Origin of the sequence: Streptomyces pallidus (ex Mingjun et al. 2026) (assembly GCF_051550185.1) — a bacterium.
Taxonomy (GTDB): Bacteria; Actinomycetota; Actinomycetes; order Streptomycetales; family Streptomycetaceae; genus Streptomyces.
The window spans coordinates 7,033,217-7,048,214 of sequence record NZ_CP196181.1 but is presented as its reverse complement, the minus strand read 5'-3'; the positions used below and the strand labels follow the sequence as shown (position 1 = coordinate 7,048,214).

The following is a 14,998-nucleotide window of genomic DNA, read 5'->3' as shown; positions in this document are numbered from 1 at the left end:
CGGCCCCCGGCCGTGTTCCCGCCCCGCGGCGCTCCACCGGCGCACCGCCTCCCCGTCCCTCGCGCGGTCCGGGCCCGGTGACCGCGGGTCAGCGGCCGGGGCTCAGCGCCGCGAGCGCGCCGTGCAGGACGGCCAGGCGGGCCTCGACGGCGGCCGCGGCGGCGTGCTCGTGCTCCGTCAGTTCCCGCAGGGCGTCGCGGACTTCGCCGACCGGTGCGGCGTCCAGCCAGGGGGCGACGGTGCGCCGGCAGACGGTGCTGTCCTGGTGCTCGCCGAGGGCGTCGTGGAGCGCGCCGAGGACGCGCAGCGGGCCACGGAGCAGCCCCGGGTACGCGCGGGCCACGCTGCGGCCGGTGTCGAGCACGGGTTTAGCGGCCTTGCGCACCTCGTGCAGTTCGTCCGCCCGGACCTCGGGGTCCGCGAGGGCCGCGGCGGTGGCGAAGTCCTCGACCACCGACGGCCAGGCCGCGCAGAACCACTCGCCGAGGCCCCCGGCGGCGACCTGCGGGACCGGGGCGTCGGCCCGGGCGTCGAGTGCGGCGACGAGGGACCGGTAGCGGGGCCCGTCGAGCACGGCGAGCAGGTCGCGGCGGGCCGGGCCGCGCGCCTCCTCCAGGCGCAGCAGCGTCCAGCGGGCGGGGCGGCCGGCCATGGGGGCGTGGGCCGCGATCCGGTGGGCCGTCTCGTCGAGGTGTCGGACGCGGCCGAGCTGTTCGCCCAGCCAGGTGAACTCGTCGGCCATGCCGCCGGGCGGCATCTCGGGGGCTGTGCCGGCGGGCGTGCCGGCGGGCGTGCCGGTGGCCGGCGCCGCGGGTGTTTCGGGTTGTTCGACGGTGTGCCAGACGCTGCGCAGCCGGCGGGAGGCGGTCCGCATCACCTTCACCGCCCCCGGCCGGTCCCGGCGCACGAGCGGTTCGCGCGAGACGAGCCTGTCCCGTTCCCGCTGTACGTACGCGCCGACGGCCGCCGCGGCCTCCACCCTCATCGGTGTTCCCTCCCCCAGGTGGCGTGCGCGCCGGCCGGCCGGTCCGGGCCGGAGCCGCCCATGGTGGGCACGGTCTACCCGAGGCGCGCCGTGGCCAAAACCGGGCGGGGCCGGTGCCCCCGATCGGGTCACGGCGGTGATGTCCGGGTGACGGTGACGGCGGCCGCGGTGACGGCGGGCGTCCCGCGGGGGCATGGGGGCCGGAGCCGACCGGTGGGGCAACGGGTGACGGCCGGTCCGGAGCCCCGGCGCGGGGGTCCGGACCGGCCGTCACCGGTCACGTCCGTTACTCGATGACGAGCTCGACCGGGATGTTGCCGCGGGTCGCCTTGGAGTAGGGGCAGACCTCGTGGGCCTGCTTGACCAGCATGGCGCCGGTCTCGCCGGCGAGGGCCTCGGGGAGCTCGACGCGGAGGGTGACGGCGAGGCCGAATCCGTTGCCGTCCTTGCCGATGGAGGTCTCGGCGGTGACGGACACCTCGCCGGTGTCGACCTTCGCCTGGCGGCCGACCAGGCCGAGGGCGCTGGCGAAGCAGGCCGCGTAGCCGGCGGCGAAGAGCTGCTCGGGGTTGGTGCCCTGGCCGTTGCCGCCGAGCGCCGGGGGCATGGCGAGCGCGAGGTCGATCTGGCCGTCGGAGCTGACCGTGCGGCCCTCGCGGCCGTTGGCGGTGGCGACAGCGGTGTACAGCGCGTCCATCGGGGTTCCTCTCGCGGTGGTGGTTCCGGTGTGCCGGGCGGTGACCGCCGCGACACCCATCACTAGAGCACACAATTCAGTTGTGCACAACTCAATGACTCGCACGTGCTGCCCGGGTACACTGGCCGGCATGAGCGAGCTGCCCACCGAAACCCTCCGCGACGAGGACTTCCTCCGCCTGGACGGGCAGATCTGCTTCGCCCTGAACGCGGCGAGCCGGGCCTTCGGCGGCGTCTACCGGGTGATCCTCAAGGACCTCGGCCTGACCTACCCCCAGTACCTGGTGATGCTGGTGCTCTGGGAGCAGGGCACCACGCCCGTCAAGGAGCTCGGCAACCGCCTGCGGCTGGACTCGGGGACCCTCTCCCCCCTGCTCAAGCGCCTGGAGGCCGCCGGCCTCATAAGCCGCGAGCGCAGCACGGAGGACGAGCGCTCCGTCCGCGCCGTCCTGACCGAGGCCGGTACGCAGCTGCGCGCCCGCGCGGTGGAGGTGCCGCGCCGCATCGCCGCCGCCACCGGGTTCGACCTCGCCGAAATGCGGGACCTCCAGATCCGCCTGCACCGCCTCACCAAGGCGCTGGACGCGGCCGCCCTGGAGTTGTGACCGCAGCCGCGGCGCCGCCGGCGCGGGCGGGAGCGGGGAACCCGGGCGAACCCGCTTCCCGGTGCACCCGGCGGCTCCTACCTCGTGAGCGGAGCGGGGCCGCCGTGCCGCGGCCGGGCGCGCCTCCACAACGCGACGACCCCCGCGCGGGACTGCCGGTGACGCGGCGGCCGAGGAGGCCCTGGCCGCCGACCGGCGCGAGCGGTTCCGCGAGCTGCAGCTGCGCCACCCCGAACTGGTCGGACCATCGACGGCCGAGGACCGCGGAGGACGACTGACCCCCCGCCGTCACCCGCAGTCGCCTGCGCCGCCCGGGCCGGACGGCGGGCGCCCCGTCCTGCACACCGGGCTCCGCGACAGCGGCACCGCGTACGCCGCGGGACGCGACGCCGTCCTCGGCGTCGAGGACGGCCCGCACGCCCACCGGGCCGCCCTGCCCCTCCGGCCGCGCGGGGCCGGCGCCGGCGTCGGCGCCGGGCCCCGTGCCCGTACCCCGGGCTGCGCTCCCTCACCCTCCGCGCTCCAGCTGCTCGCCGCGCGGCTGGACACGGAGGCCGCGGGGCGGCCAAGTTCTCGCTGCTGCGCGCGGGTGTGCTGCCGCTGGTCGCGCAAGGCGAGCTGTCCGGCTCGGCCCGCCGGCCGCAGGCCGTGCCCACCCCCACGGCACGACCCCTCGTTGCCCTCGCCGAGGCCTCGGCCCAGGCCCTGGCCGAGCGGCTCGGCGACGGCGCGGTGGGCGTTCCGGGGGTCCTCGCCCACCCGGCGGCGGGCACCGCCCGGACTCCCGCGGCCGCCCTCGTCGTCCTCAACCTCCGGGCCGACTTCGTCGCGGTCGGCGCCGCCCGTCGCCTTCACCTCCGACGGCCGCTTCCTGGCCGGCGCCACCTCCGGCAGCGGGAACGCCGCCGTCGAGCGCAGCGTCCTGGTGTGGGACCTGGCGAAGCCGGACCGGCCGCAGCCGCTCGCCGGTGCCGGATCAGTGAGCGCGGCAGCGTGACGGGCCTCGCCTTCAGGCCCGACGGCCGGCTGATGGCCACCGGCGCCACCGACGGGGCCCTGAGGTTGTGGAACACCGCCGATCCGGCGCGCGGCAGCACGCGCGCCGGCGAGCTGCGCGCCCATCAGGACGACGTGAAGGCGATCGCGTACGGCCGGGACGGCCGCAGCCTTGTCAGCGGCGGCGCCGACAACACGGTCCGCCCGCGGGACGTGGGGGCCCCGCCCGCGCACGACCGCGGCCGGCCCGCACGACCGCGACCTGTGGCGGCGACACCTGGCCAACGCGCCCTGCGCGCCGGGCCGCCGGGCGTAGATTCGCGTCATGGTGCACGTACTGGGCAGCAGGGTCCTGCTGCGTCCCACCGATCCCGAGCGCTCGCGCGCCTTCTACGGCGACGTCCTGGGGCTGGCCGTCTACCGCGAGTTCGGCACCGGCCCGGAGCGCGGCACGGTCTACTTCCTCGGCGGCGGCTTCCTGGAGCTGTCCGGCCGCTCCGACACCCCTCCCGGGCCCGAGATCCGGCTGTGGTTCCAGGTCGCCGACGCGCAGGCGGCGTACGAGGAGCTGCGGGAGCGGGGGGCCGAGGTGCTGCGGCCGCCGCTGCGGGAGCCGTGGGGGCTGATCGAGATGTGGCTCGCGGATCCGGACGGGGTGCGCATCGCCGTGGTGGAGGTGCCGGCGGACCATCCGCTGCGGTTCCGCCCCTGAGCGCAGCCGGGGGGTGCCGGAGTACCCGGTGTTGCCGGAGTGGCGGGAAGCGGCGGGGAGTTGCCGGCGCGGTCGAGCGCGCGGGCGCGCACGGTCCGCGCCGGAACCGGCGCCCGGCCGTGCCGGTGCGCTCCGCCGATGGGGTGAACGGGCCCGCCACCTACAGGAGGGACATCCGGCCGATCCCGTAGACGGGGCGTCAACCGCCCCGGGCGACGGGGGCCCGCCAGGACTGCGGTCGGTGCGGGCGCATAACAGGTCCGGGGTGGCCGTGGAGGCCTTTTGTAAAGATCCACGCAGTGTGCTGGATTGATCACCGACAGTGCTCCCCCGGCTGCGCGGAAGGATCCCCATGCGCACGGTTCGCGAATCAGTCCTGGACGTCCTACGGGCCCGTGGCATCACCACGGTCTTCGGCAACCCCGGTTCGACGGAGCTGCCGATGCTCAAGCAGTTCCCGGACGACTTCCGGTACGTGCTCGGCCTCCAGGAGGCCGTCGTCGTCGGGATGGCCGACGGATTCGCGCTCGCCTCGGGCACCACAGCCCTGGCCAACCTGCACACCGGGCCCGGCACCGGCAACGCGATGGGCGCCGTCCTCAACGCCCGTGCGAACCGCACCCCGATGGTCGTCACCGCCGGCCAGCAGCACCGGGCGATGCTCACCGCGGAGGCCCTGCTCACCAACGCGCAGCCGACCCTGCTCCCGCAGCCGGCCGTCAAGTGGGCGTACGAGCCGCCGCGCCCCGCGGACGTCGCCCCCGCCCTCGCCCGCGCCGTGCAGATCGCCGAAACCCCGCCGCACGGGCCGGTGTTCCTGTCCCTGCCGATGGACGACTTCGACGCGGAGCTCACCGAGCAGGAGGACCGGGCCGCCCGCGCGGCCGCCGCCCGCCGGATCACGCACGCCGCCGCCCCCGACCCGGCCGCGGTCGCCGCCCTCGCGGAGCGGATCTCCCGCGCCCGCTCCGCGGTCCTCGTCGTCGGCGACGACGTCGACGCCTCCGGCGCCTGGGACGCCGTGGTCGCGCTCGCCGAGCGCACCGCGCTGCCCGTCTGGTCGGCCCCGATCTCCGCACGGGTCTCCTTCCCCCGCAACCACCCGCAATACCGAGGGGAGTTGACCGCGGCGATCGGCCCGCTGGGCCGGCAGCTGGCGGGGCACGACCTGGTCGTCGTCATCGGCGCGCAGGTGTTCCGCTACTACCCGTACGTCCCCGGCGACCACCTGCCGGAGGGCACCGAGCTGGTCCTGCTGACCCGCGACGCCGAGGAGGCCGCCAAGGCCCCGGTCGGGGACGCGGTCGTCGCGGACCTCGCGCTCGCCGCGCGGTCGCTCGCGGACCGGCTCCCGGCCGCCGGGTCCGCGTCCCCGGCGACGACCGACGAGCAGGCGCCCTCCCCGGGGGCGGAGACCGAGGCCGGCGACGGGGTCCTGACCCCGCTCGCCGCCCTGCGGGCGATCGCCCAGGGCGCCCCGGAGAACACCCTCTGGGTCAACGAATCGCCCTCCAACGTCCCCCAGTTCCACGAGACGACCCGGATCTCGAACCCCGGCTCCTACCTGTTCTCCGCCGGCGGTGGGCTCGGCTTCGGTGCCGCCGCGGCCGTCGGAGCCCAACTCGGCGCCCCCGGGCGGCCCGTGGTGTGCGTCATCGGCGACGGCTCGGTCCACTACGCCGTCCAGGCCCTGTGGACCGCCGCCGCCTACCGGGTGCCCGTCACCTTCGTCGTCCTCAGCAACGGCCGCTACGCGATCCTCCAGTGGTTCGCGCAGCTCGAACACGCCCAGGGCGCGCCCGGCCTCGACATCCCCGGCATCGACATCACAGCCGTCGCCACCGGCTACGGGGTGCGCGCCCACCGGGCCCAGGGCGCGGGCGAACTCACCAAGCTCGTACGGGACTCGGCGGCCCAGCAGGACGGGCCGGTCCTCATCGACGTGCCCGTCAACACCGAGTTCCCCTCCCTCTGAGCCCGTCGACGGCCACCCGCCCCGACCAACGGAAGGCCCGCATGTCACCCGAGACCCCCCTCCTGTCCCGTCTGCGCACGCTCCTGCCCGATCATGCGGACGTCCTGCACACCGATCCCGAGACCCTCTCGGCGCACGCCCGCGACGCGGCCCCCTTCTCCGAGGCGGGCCTGCCCGCCACGGTCGCGTTCCCGCGGACCGCCGAGCAGGTCCAGCACATCCTGCGGACCGCGTACGAGCTGGGCGTCCCCGTCGTCCCGCAGGGTGCCCGGACGGGCCTCGCGGGCGCCGCGAACGCGGTGGACGGCTGCGTCGTGCTGAACACGGGCCGGATGGACCGCATCCTGCAGATCGACCCGGCCAACCGGCTGGTGCGCTGCGAGCCGGGCGTCGTCACCAAGCGGCTGAACGACGCCGTCGCCGAGCACGGGCTCAGCTACCCGCCCGACCCGGCGTCCTGGGAGCACTGCACCATCGGCGGGAACATCGCCACCGGGGCCGGGGGCATCTGCTGCGTGAAGTACGGGGTCACCGCGGACTACGTGCTCGGCCTGGACCTGGTCCTGCCCGACGGGCGGCGGATGCGCACCGGCCGGGACACGGTCAAAGGGGTCGCCGGCTACGACCTGACCCGCCTCCTCGTCGGCTCCGAGGGCACCCTCGCCGTCATCGTCGGCGCCACCCTGGCGCTGCGGCCCGTACGGCCGCCGGCGCTGTCCCTGCTCGCCCAGTTCCCGAGCCTGGTGCAGGCCGGGGAGGCGGTCTCCGCGATCACCGCCGCCGGCCACGTGCCGTCGGCCCTCGAACTCCTCGACCGGGCCACCTCACAGGCGGTGGCCGACCACGGGCACCCGCTGCTGGAGGCCGGCGCCGCCGCCACGCTGATCGTCGAGAGCGACAGCGCGGACCCGGTCCGCGAGCTGACCGCGATGACGCTGCTGTGCAAGGGGGCGGGGGCGCAGAACGTGGTCACCTCGGCCACCGCCGAGGAGTCCCGGCGGATCATCGAGGCCCGGCGGCTGGTCAGTCCGGCACTGGGGGCGTTCGCCGCGACGCTGGGCGGCAGGCCGACCGCGTTCATCGAGGACGTGGCCGTGCCGCGCTCCGAACTGGCCAAGTTCATGGGCACCATCGAGGAGGTCGCAGCCCTCCACCGGCTGCGTGTCTTCACGCTCGGGCACGCCGGCGACGGCAACCTGCACCCCACGGTCGTGTTCGACGAGTCGGACGCCGACGAGTTCCGCCGCGCCCAGCGCGCGTACGACGACATCATGGCCGCCGGTCTGGCGCTCGGCGGCACCAGCACCGGCGAGCACGGCATCGGCACCCTCAAGCGGGAGTGGCTCACCCGCGAGCTCGACCCGGTCAGCCTGGAGCTGCAGCGCGGCCTCAAGCGCCTCTTCGACCCGAAGAACCTGCTCAACCCCGGCAAGGTCGTGGAGGCATGAGCGAGGACTCCCCCGCGGCCGGCGCCGCCACCGCCGGCACCACCACCGGCATCACGACCGCCGCCACCGCGTCCACCGCGCCCGCCGCGTCCACCGCGCCCGCCGCCCGCACCGCCTCCACGCCCGCGCGCGCCGTGCCGCGGCCCGCCCGGGCCGGGCGGGCCGAGACCGTCCGGTTCGCGGCGACGCACACCCTGCCCGCCTTCATCCGGGGGGCCTTCCACGTCCGACCCAAGGTGGTCTCGGCGTACGCGGCCCTCGGCCAGCAGGGCTGGTCGGCGGCGACGCTGCGGGCCATGCGCGCCCGGCACGGCGGGGCCCCGGTCGAGGTGCGCGGACTGTCCGGGACGCTGCTGGTCCTCCTCGACCAGGCCGACGTCCGGCAGTTCTACGACATGCCGGTGCGCACCCTGGCCATGGACGCCCCCGACAAGTACCGGGGGCTGTCGCTGCTGGAGCCCACCGGGGTGATCTGCTCCCACGGCGACACCCGCGAGGACCGCCGCCGCATCAACGACGAGGTGCTCGCCGCGGACCGGCCCGTGCACCCGTCCTGCCGGGAGTTCCAGGCCCTGGTCGACGAGGAGGCCACCGCCCTGACCTGCGGCGTGGAGCTGGACTTCGCACGGCTTCGCCGCACGACGGCCCGGCTCGGCCGCCGCATGGTCCTCGGCGACGCGGCGGCCGGCGACGAGGAGCTCGCCCGCTGGCTGCTGGCCATCCGCGAGGAGGCCAACTGGATGCGGATGCGCAAGGGCCGGGCCGCGGCCGCCGAGGCGCTGTACGCGAAGGCCGCCGCCCGCGTCGAGGAGTACGCCGCCCGGGCCGAGCCGTACACCCTCGCCGCGCTCGCCCGCCGGCACCCGTCGGCCGCCGGCCCCGACGCCGCCGCGCTGGACCCCGTGGGGCAGGCCCACCACTGGCTGCTCGCCCTCGACACCGTCGGCCCGACCGTGGCCCGGACCCTGCTGCTGCTCTCCGCGCACCCGGCCGAACAGGACGCCGTCCGGGCCGAGGTCGACGCCGGGGACCCGGAACTGCCCCGGTTGCGGGCCTGCGTACGGGAGACGCTGCGGCTGTACCCGCTCGTGCCGGACCTGGTACGGGTCACCCGCGCCGAGACCGAGTGGCGCGGGCAGCGCTATCCGGCGGGAACGGCCGTTCTGGTGCCCGCCCTGTTCCACCAGCGGGACCCCGAACACGTCGCGGCCGCCCACCAGTTCGCGCCCGCCCGGTGGCTGCGCGCCGGCGCGGCGGACGAGACCGGGATGGCGCCGTTCAGCCACGGCGGCGGGCGCTGCCCGGGCGAGCACCTGGGGCTGCTGACGTCGACGGCACTGATCGCGGCGGTGCTGCGGGGCCACCGGGTCAGCGGCGGCCGCCCCGTGCTGGACCCCTCCCTGGCACTGCCGGGCCTGCTCGGCGCGGCCGGCATCCGGCTCGCCCTCGCCGCCCGCTGAGCCCGCGCGGCCCGCCTCCCCCCTTCCACACCCCCATGCCCCGGAGGGCACCCGCATGACCGATGCCACGACCGCCGTCACCGGGCACGAACCGGACGTCGACTCCCTGCACCACATGTGCCGTCTGCTCGCCGAAGCCGCCGAAGGCGTGGGGGAGGCGTCCCGGTACGCGTCCGAACTCGCCCTCGGCACCCGGCTGCCGCGGGCCCGCGACGGCGCCGCCCGGCGCACCCTGCTGCGGACGATCACCGACCCGAAGGGCCTGGGCTGGGCCCCGCGCGGCCGCGGCCTGGCCGGGCTGGGGCGGCTCGTCGGCGTGTTCACCAGCCGGGAGAGCCTCGCGGTGACCCTGGCCGTGACGGGTCTGAAGGCCCGCATCCGGGCCGCCGCCGTCCACCACCCCGAGCTGCTGGGGGACCCCGACACCGCCCGCGTCCTCAGAGCCGTCGCGGAGGACCGTCAGCGCGAGGCGGTCCGGGTGTTCCGTGCCATCCTCGGCCGCAAGGGCGCCGAGCGGACCTTCGCACTGCTCGCCCCGGCCTTCGCCGACATCCTCGCGTGGAACGCCCTCACCGACGAGAACCCGCTGAACGACGCGGCCGGGTGGGAGGTCGCCACCGGCCGCACCCTCACCGGCGCCGAGCCTGTCCTCGGTATCGGCGCCCGGATCTGGGCGTTCCTCGACCGCGGCCCCGGCCGCGCCGAACCCTTCGTCCCTCCGGCCGGGTTCACCGAGCGGCTGGACACCGGCGGCACCATCGCCGGGTACGTGCGGAACATCGACGCGGTGGGCACCGACGGCACCCTGCTGGTCCAGCGGGCCGTGGGACCCGACGGCGTCCAGCGGTACGTCGTCCAGCTCGCCGGCATGTCGGGGCTGAGCGGGGACAGCCCGCAGGACCTGCTGGGCGCCGTCCACGCGGTGGCGCGGCCCGCCACGCCGTACTCCCGGGCCGTGTGCAAGGCGCTGCGCACGGCCGTCCCCTCCGGCTCGGAGATCGCCCTGGTGGGTCACAGCCTGGGCGGGATCACCGCGATGAACCTGGCCGCCGACCGTGACTTCTGCGAGGTGTACCGGGTCACCCACGTCGTGGCGATCGGCTCTCCCGTCGACGGCAAGCGGCCCGCCGACCCGCGGACGCGGGTGTGTTCGCTGGTGAACGAGCACGACGTGGTGCCCAGCCTGGAGGGCCGCTCCTCGGTGTCCCCGTACCGGCTGCCGGAGCAGTTCACCGAGTTCACCTGGACCGACGACACGCACGCCTTCCCGCTGTGCCACGCCGCCGAGCGGTACGCGCACAACCTGGAGCACGACGTGCCCGGGGCACGGGCGCACGTCGACGCCGAACTCGCCCCCTACCGGGGCCGGGTGACCGCGACCCGCCTCTTCCGCCTCTACGACCGCTGACCGCCCACCGCCCGCCGCCGACCGCCGGTCGCCGACCCGCCGAGGACCACCACCACATGACCGACACCGCCTCCACCGAACAGTCCGGGCCGGGCCGGGGGAAGACCGCACCGGCCCCGGACGGCCCCGGTACCGTCTCCGGCTCCAGCTCTCGCTCCGGCTCCACGGGGGTGCCCGGGCAGGCCGGCACGGCCCGCCCGGCGCAGACCCCCGGCTACGGCCCGCCCGGCCTCCTCGAACGCCTCGGGTCGGCCGCCTTCGCCCGGGTCAACCGCACCCGCGCCTGGCACGAACTCCCGCAACCGCTGGCGCTGCTGAACCTGCGGGTGCTCCGCGACGACCTGCGCCGCCAGAACCTGCACGACACCTACGGCGCCGGTGGCGAGCGGCGTCGCCGCCCCACCGTCGAACCCGCGCCGTTCCGCTCGTACGACGGCTCGGGCTACGACCCGTACGACGAGGACATGGGCCGGGTCGGCACCCGGCTCGACCGCAACGCCCCGCTCCACCTGGTGTTCCCGGAGGGCGAGGAGGGGCTGATGTCGCCGAGCCCGCGCGAGATCAGCAGGCATCTGCTGGCCCGCCGGGGCTTCGTCCCGGCGCCCACGCTGAACCTGCTGGCCGCCGCATGGATCCAGTTCGAGAACCACGGCTGGGCCAACCACGGCGACAACGAGGAGGCCGAGCCCTTCACCGTCCCGCTCGCCGAGGACGACGACTGGGCCGAGCACGGCGGCGGCTGCCCGATGCGGATCAACCGCACCCGCCCCGACCCGGTCGCCCACACCGCCGCGGACGCCCCGCCGACGTACGAGAACACGGTCACCCACTGGTGGGACGGCTCGCAGGTCTACGGCTCGGACGAGGCCCGCTGCCGCTCGCTTCGGACCGGCGAGCACGGCAAGCTGATCCTCCAGGACGGGCGGCTGCCCACCGACCCGCGCCCGGGCAAGGAGTGCCTCGACCGGACCGGCATGAACAGCGACTACTGGACGGGCCTGTCGCTGCTGCACACGCTGTTCGCGAAGGAGCACAACTCCGTCTGCGACTACCTGCGTTCGCACTATCCGACGTGGGGCGACGAGCGGCTCTTCCACACCGCCCGGCTGGTCAACACCGCCCTCATGGCGAAGATCCACACGGTGGAGTGGACGCCCGGCATCCTCGACACGCCGGTCCTGAAACGGGCGATGGACGCCAACTGGTACGGGGTCCTGCCGCGCTGGGTCCGCCGTACGTACGGACGGGTCGGCCGGGGCGAGATGCTCAGCGGCATCCTCGGCTCGCCGACGGACCACCACGCGGCGCCGTTCTCGATGACGGAGGAGTTCGTCTCCGCGTACCGGCTGCACCCGCTGATCCCGGACGAGCTGGTGGTCCGCGACCACCGCGGGGGCGCCGTCCGCGCCACCATCGGCTTCGACGAGATGCAGGGCCGCACCACCCGCACCGCGATCGACACGTTCGGCATGAGCGACCTGTTCGCCTCGTTCGGCACCGCCCACCCCGGCGCCCTGGTCCTCCACAACCACCCCGACGCGCTGCGCAACCTGGCCCGGCTCACCGGCGAGCACATCGACCTCGGGACCGTCGACATCCTGCGCGACCGGGAGCGCGGCATCCCCCGCTACAACGCCTACCGGCGGATGCTGCGCAAGCGGCCCGTCACCTCCTTCGAGGAGCTGACGGGTGGCCACCCGAACGACACGCCCCTGCTGGAGGAGCTGTACGAGGGGCGGCTCGACCGCGTCGACACCCTCGTCGGCAACCTCGCCGAACCGCGGCCGGCCGGGTTCGGTTTCAGCGACTCCCTGTTCCGGATCTTCATCCTGATGGCGAGCCGGCGGCTCAAGAGCGACCGCTTCTTCACCACCGACTACCGGCCGGAGGTGTACACCGCCGAGGGCCTGGAGTGGGTCGACCGCAACACCATGGTCACGGTGCTGCTGCGGCACCACCCCGAACTGGCCCCCGCCCTGGACGGCGTCACCAACGCCTTCGCCCCCTGGAGGACCCTGTGACCGGGATTCCCGCACCGCGGCCGGAGTCGCTGCCGCGCCTGCCGGCCGCGGAGGGGCTGCGCGCCCACTCCGCCGCCCTGCTCGAGCACGCGCGACGGCTGCGGGCGGGGGCCTGCGCACTCGACTGGAACGGGCCGCAGGCCGAGGCCTTCCGGTGGCGCATCGAGGACCTCGCCGACCGGTGTACGACGGCGGCGGACGGCCTGGCGCGCTCCGCGGACCAGCTGGACGCCGCCGCCCGCGCCCGGCCCTGAGGGCGCCACGGGGTGTCGGCGCCCCGGTGCTGCGGGGGAACGGACGATCAGGAGGGGCGGGCCGGCTCCGTCGGCACGGTCCACTCCTTGCCCGCCCAGTCGTCCAGCGTCGCCAGGTGCGGGCGGGCTGCGCGCAGGGCGGGCACGTCGGCGAGGAAGCCGGTGGTGCCGAACCACTCGAACATGACGGCCATCTCCTCGCTGTACGCCCGTACTTCCTCGACGGGCCGGGAGCGGAACCGTACCGGGCGGCCGGCGGCGCGGGCGAAGGCCTCCGCCATCTGCGGGCCGGTCAACCGGTCGCCGGCGATCTCCAGGGTGCGGCCCAGGTACTCGGCGGGGGCGTCGAAGACGTCGGCGGCGATCTCGCCGATGTCGTCGGGGTGGATCAGCTGGAGCGCGGTGTGCGGGGCGAGTGCCAGCGACAGGACGAGTTCGCCGCCGGCCCATCGGGGGCCCATGTCCGTGAAGTTGGTGAGGAAGAAGGCGGGCCGGAGCACGGTGGCCGGCAGGCCGAGCTCGGCGACGTGCTGCTCGATCCGGCCCTTGCTCCGGAAGTGCGGCACGTCGCCGGGGCGGCCGGCGCCGTCGACGGAGGTGTAGACGAAATGGGCGACACCGGTCCGGGCGGCGGCGTCCGCGACCGCCTTGCCCCGGCGGACCTCGGTCTCGCATCCCTCGGGCCCGGGCGCGGGCATCGGCTGGACGCTGAAGACGCCGTGCACGCCCCGCATGGCCGCTTCGAGGGAGGCGGGGTCGTCGAGGTCCCCGGCGACCGGGGTCGCACCCAGGGCCCGCAGGGCGCGCGCCGCGGGTAGGTCGGGATCACGGACCAGGGCGTGCACCTGGCGGCCGCGGGCGACGAGGGCACGGACGGTGGCGCCGCCCTGGCGGCCGGTTGCTCCGGTGACGAGGACGGTGCGGGGGTCCGACATGGCACGACTCCTTGGCGATGCGGGGTTTCAGACTTGCGGGCTTGCGGGCTCGGGGGCTGCCGTCGCGGCCGCCCCGGGTGCTCGAAAGCCTGCTCCCTCAAGGGCGGTTGAGGTCCAGTCCCGGTGACCGTGATCACCGTCCGGGCCGGTGCTGCGCGCCCCGTAAGAATTTCGTCATCCGGTGGTCCGTCCGCGCGCCGTGTGCGGCGTGTGACGATGGACCTCCTCGGCGGAACGGTCACAAAGGGTGAGGGAGCGGCAGTGGGCAAGGGGATTCGGCGCGGACGGGTGTGGGGCGCGGTGCTGGTGGTGGGGGCGCTTCTGGCGGGGGCCGGGCTGTACTGGTTCGAGCCGTGGAAGCTCTGGCAGGACGACCGGGTGAGCGAGGCACTGCCGGCGGCGTCCGCGAGCCCGGCGGCCGGCGGCTCGGCCGGCACCCCGGCCGGCGGCGCGGGACCGCAGCTCCTCGCCCAGGGCACGCTGATCAGCCACGAGCACACCACCACGGGCACGGTGAAGGTGCTGCGCCTCGCCGACGGTTCCCTGAATCTGCGGCTGGAGAACCTCGACACGAGCAACGGCCCGGACCTGCGCGTGTGGTTGACCGACGCCCCGGTGAAGGAGGGCGTGGCCGGCTGGCGGGTCTTCGACGACGGCCGCTACGTCAGCCTCGGCAAGCTGAAGGGCAACAAGGGCGACCAGAACTACGCGATCCCCGCGGACGTCGACCCGGCCGACTACACCAGCGTCACCATCTGGTGCGACCGCTTCGACGTCTCCTTCGGGGCCGCCCCCCTCACCCGTACCTGACCGGCCGGACCCCGCGGCAGCCGCTGCGCAGGACCGGGTCGGCACCCAGGTCCCGGTCGGCGCGCCGCGGTCCGGTCGGCGCCGGCCACAGCACTAGGTCAGCGCGGAGGCCTTGAAGACCGCGCGGGCCGTCTCCCGGTCGATCAGGCTGCAGAACTGGCGCAGCGGGACCAGGCCCTCGCCCAGGGTGCCGCTGGACACGCTCGTGCCGATGTCCTCGCCGACCCGGTACCACAGGGGCGGATTGTCGGCGAAGACCTGCGGGTCGAGCTCGACGCTGCCGCCGTCCGTGTCCGTCAGGACGAGCCGCCGGGCGACGCAGTCGTGCCAGGCGGCCCTCGCGATCCGGTCGGTACGGACCCGCCGGCGCCGGATCAGCCCCTGGGTGGTCAGCAGGCCGGGCGTGGCGCTGACCCGGGTCGGCCACAGGACCACGAGCAGCAGCAGGCCGAGCCAGATCCACACCACCGCGCGCCGCCAGCCGCTGTCGCCGGCCACCACGTCGGCCGTCAGCAGCACCGCCGGCAGCAGTACCGCGAAGGCGAGCGCGGCCCGTACCTCGCCGCCCCAGGCACGGTTGCGGAGCGCAGCCGGTTCAGACATGGGACCCTCCTCACTTCCTTTACGCGTCAATTAATTTCACACCCCACGCAACGAGCCGGGGAAGGGCCGGTATGCCGTCCGGCGGCGTCC

Annotated in this window: 13 protein-coding genes and 1 pseudogene; 10 read left to right on the top strand and 4 right to left on the bottom strand. The window is 75.4% G+C overall.

Annotated elements, in window-relative coordinates; all coding sequences use genetic code 11:
• Window positions 1-88: 88 nt before the first annotated feature.
• Both ACSHWO_RS31395 and ACSHWO_RS31390 read right to left on the bottom strand, forming a co-directional pair.
• Complete coding sequence (locus ACSHWO_RS31395; RefSeq protein ID WP_438317305.1) at window positions 89-985, bottom strand: CHAD domain-containing protein; 897 nt, start codon at window positions 983-985, stop codon at window positions 89-91.
• Between the two features lie 286 nt (window positions 986-1,271).
• Window positions 1,272-1,682, bottom strand: coding sequence for an organic hydroperoxide resistance protein (locus tag ACSHWO_RS31390; protein ID WP_361087464.1), 411 nt, complete (start codon window positions 1,680-1,682; stop codon window positions 1,272-1,274).
• A 130-nt stretch (window positions 1,683-1,812) separates the two neighbouring features.
• On the opposite strand from ACSHWO_RS31390, the gene ACSHWO_RS31385 reads away from it, so the two are divergent.
• The 9 genes and pseudogenes from ACSHWO_RS31385 (at window position 1,813) to ACSHWO_RS31345 (ending at window position 12,560) form a co-directional block, all read left to right on the top strand.
• Entirely contained in the window at window positions 1,813-2,286 is a 474-nt protein-coding gene (locus ACSHWO_RS31385) for a MarR family winged helix-turn-helix transcriptional regulator (RefSeq protein ID WP_361086581.1), read from the top strand.
• Between the two features lie 591 nt (window positions 2,287-2,877).
• Window positions 2,878-3,474 (top strand): annotated as a pseudogene (locus tag ACSHWO_RS31380) (WD40 repeat domain-containing protein); the annotation flags it as partial.
• A gap of 133 nt (window positions 3,475-3,607) precedes the next feature.
• Complete coding sequence (locus ACSHWO_RS31375; protein WP_361086574.1) at window positions 3,608-3,994, top strand: VOC family protein; 387 nt, start codon at window positions 3,608-3,610, stop codon at window positions 3,992-3,994.
• Window positions 3,995-4,346: 352 nt separating this feature from the next.
• A complete protein-coding gene (gene mdlC / locus ACSHWO_RS31370) occupies window positions 4,347-5,969 on the top strand; it encodes a benzoylformate decarboxylase (protein WP_438317300.1) in 1,623 nt (540 codons plus the stop codon).
• Window positions 5,970-6,010: 41 nt separating this feature from the next.
• Window positions 6,011-7,417, top strand: a complete 1,407-nt coding sequence (locus ACSHWO_RS31365; protein ID WP_438317297.1) for an FAD-binding oxidoreductase — start codon at window positions 6,011-6,013, stop codon at window positions 7,415-7,417.
• The gene (locus ACSHWO_RS31360) at window positions 7,414-8,877 is read left to right on the top strand and encodes a cytochrome P450 (protein WP_438317294.1); all 1,464 of its coding nucleotides are present in this window, start codon (window positions 7,414-7,416) and stop codon (window positions 8,875-8,877) included. The genes ACSHWO_RS31365 and ACSHWO_RS31360 overlap by 4 nt, the downstream gene beginning before the upstream one ends.
• Window positions 8,878-8,932: 55 nt before the next feature.
• On the top strand, window positions 8,933-10,285 hold the full coding sequence (locus ACSHWO_RS31355) for a lipase family protein (protein WP_438317291.1): 1,353 nt from the start codon (window positions 8,933-8,935) through the stop codon (window positions 10,283-10,285).
• Window positions 10,286-10,341: 56 nt separating this feature from the next.
• Window positions 10,342-12,306, top strand: a complete 1,965-nt coding sequence (locus tag ACSHWO_RS31350) for a peroxidase family protein (protein WP_438317288.1) — start codon at window positions 10,342-10,344, stop codon at window positions 12,304-12,306.
• The gene (locus ACSHWO_RS31345) at window positions 12,303-12,560 is read left to right on the top strand and encodes a hypothetical protein (protein WP_438317285.1); all 258 of its coding nucleotides are present in this window, start codon (window positions 12,303-12,305) and stop codon (window positions 12,558-12,560) included. Before ACSHWO_RS31350 ends, ACSHWO_RS31345 begins: the two co-directional genes overlap by 4 nt.
• A 47-nt stretch (window positions 12,561-12,607) precedes the next feature.
• Here the strand turns inward: ACSHWO_RS31345 and ACSHWO_RS31340 are convergent, their stop codons facing one another.
• Window positions 12,608-13,495 (bottom strand): NmrA/HSCARG family protein, encoded by an 888-nt coding sequence (locus ACSHWO_RS31340; RefSeq protein ID WP_438317282.1) that lies wholly within the window; start codon window positions 13,493-13,495, stop codon window positions 12,608-12,610.
• A gap of 261 nt (window positions 13,496-13,756) precedes the next feature.
• Here ACSHWO_RS31340 and ACSHWO_RS31335 point away from each other — a divergent pair, with 261 nt between their 5' ends.
• The gene (locus tag ACSHWO_RS31335; RefSeq protein WP_438317279.1) at window positions 13,757-14,305 is read left to right on the top strand and encodes a DM13 domain-containing protein; all 549 of its coding nucleotides are present in this window, start codon (window positions 13,757-13,759) and stop codon (window positions 14,303-14,305) included.
• Between the two features lie 93 nt (window positions 14,306-14,398).
• Here ACSHWO_RS31335 and ACSHWO_RS31330 read toward each other — a convergent pair whose 3' ends face one another.
• The gene (locus tag ACSHWO_RS31330; protein WP_438317276.1) at window positions 14,399-14,908 is read right to left on the bottom strand and encodes a hypothetical protein; all 510 of its coding nucleotides are present in this window, start codon (window positions 14,906-14,908) and stop codon (window positions 14,399-14,401) included.
• Window positions 14,909-14,998: the final 90 nt, after the last annotated feature.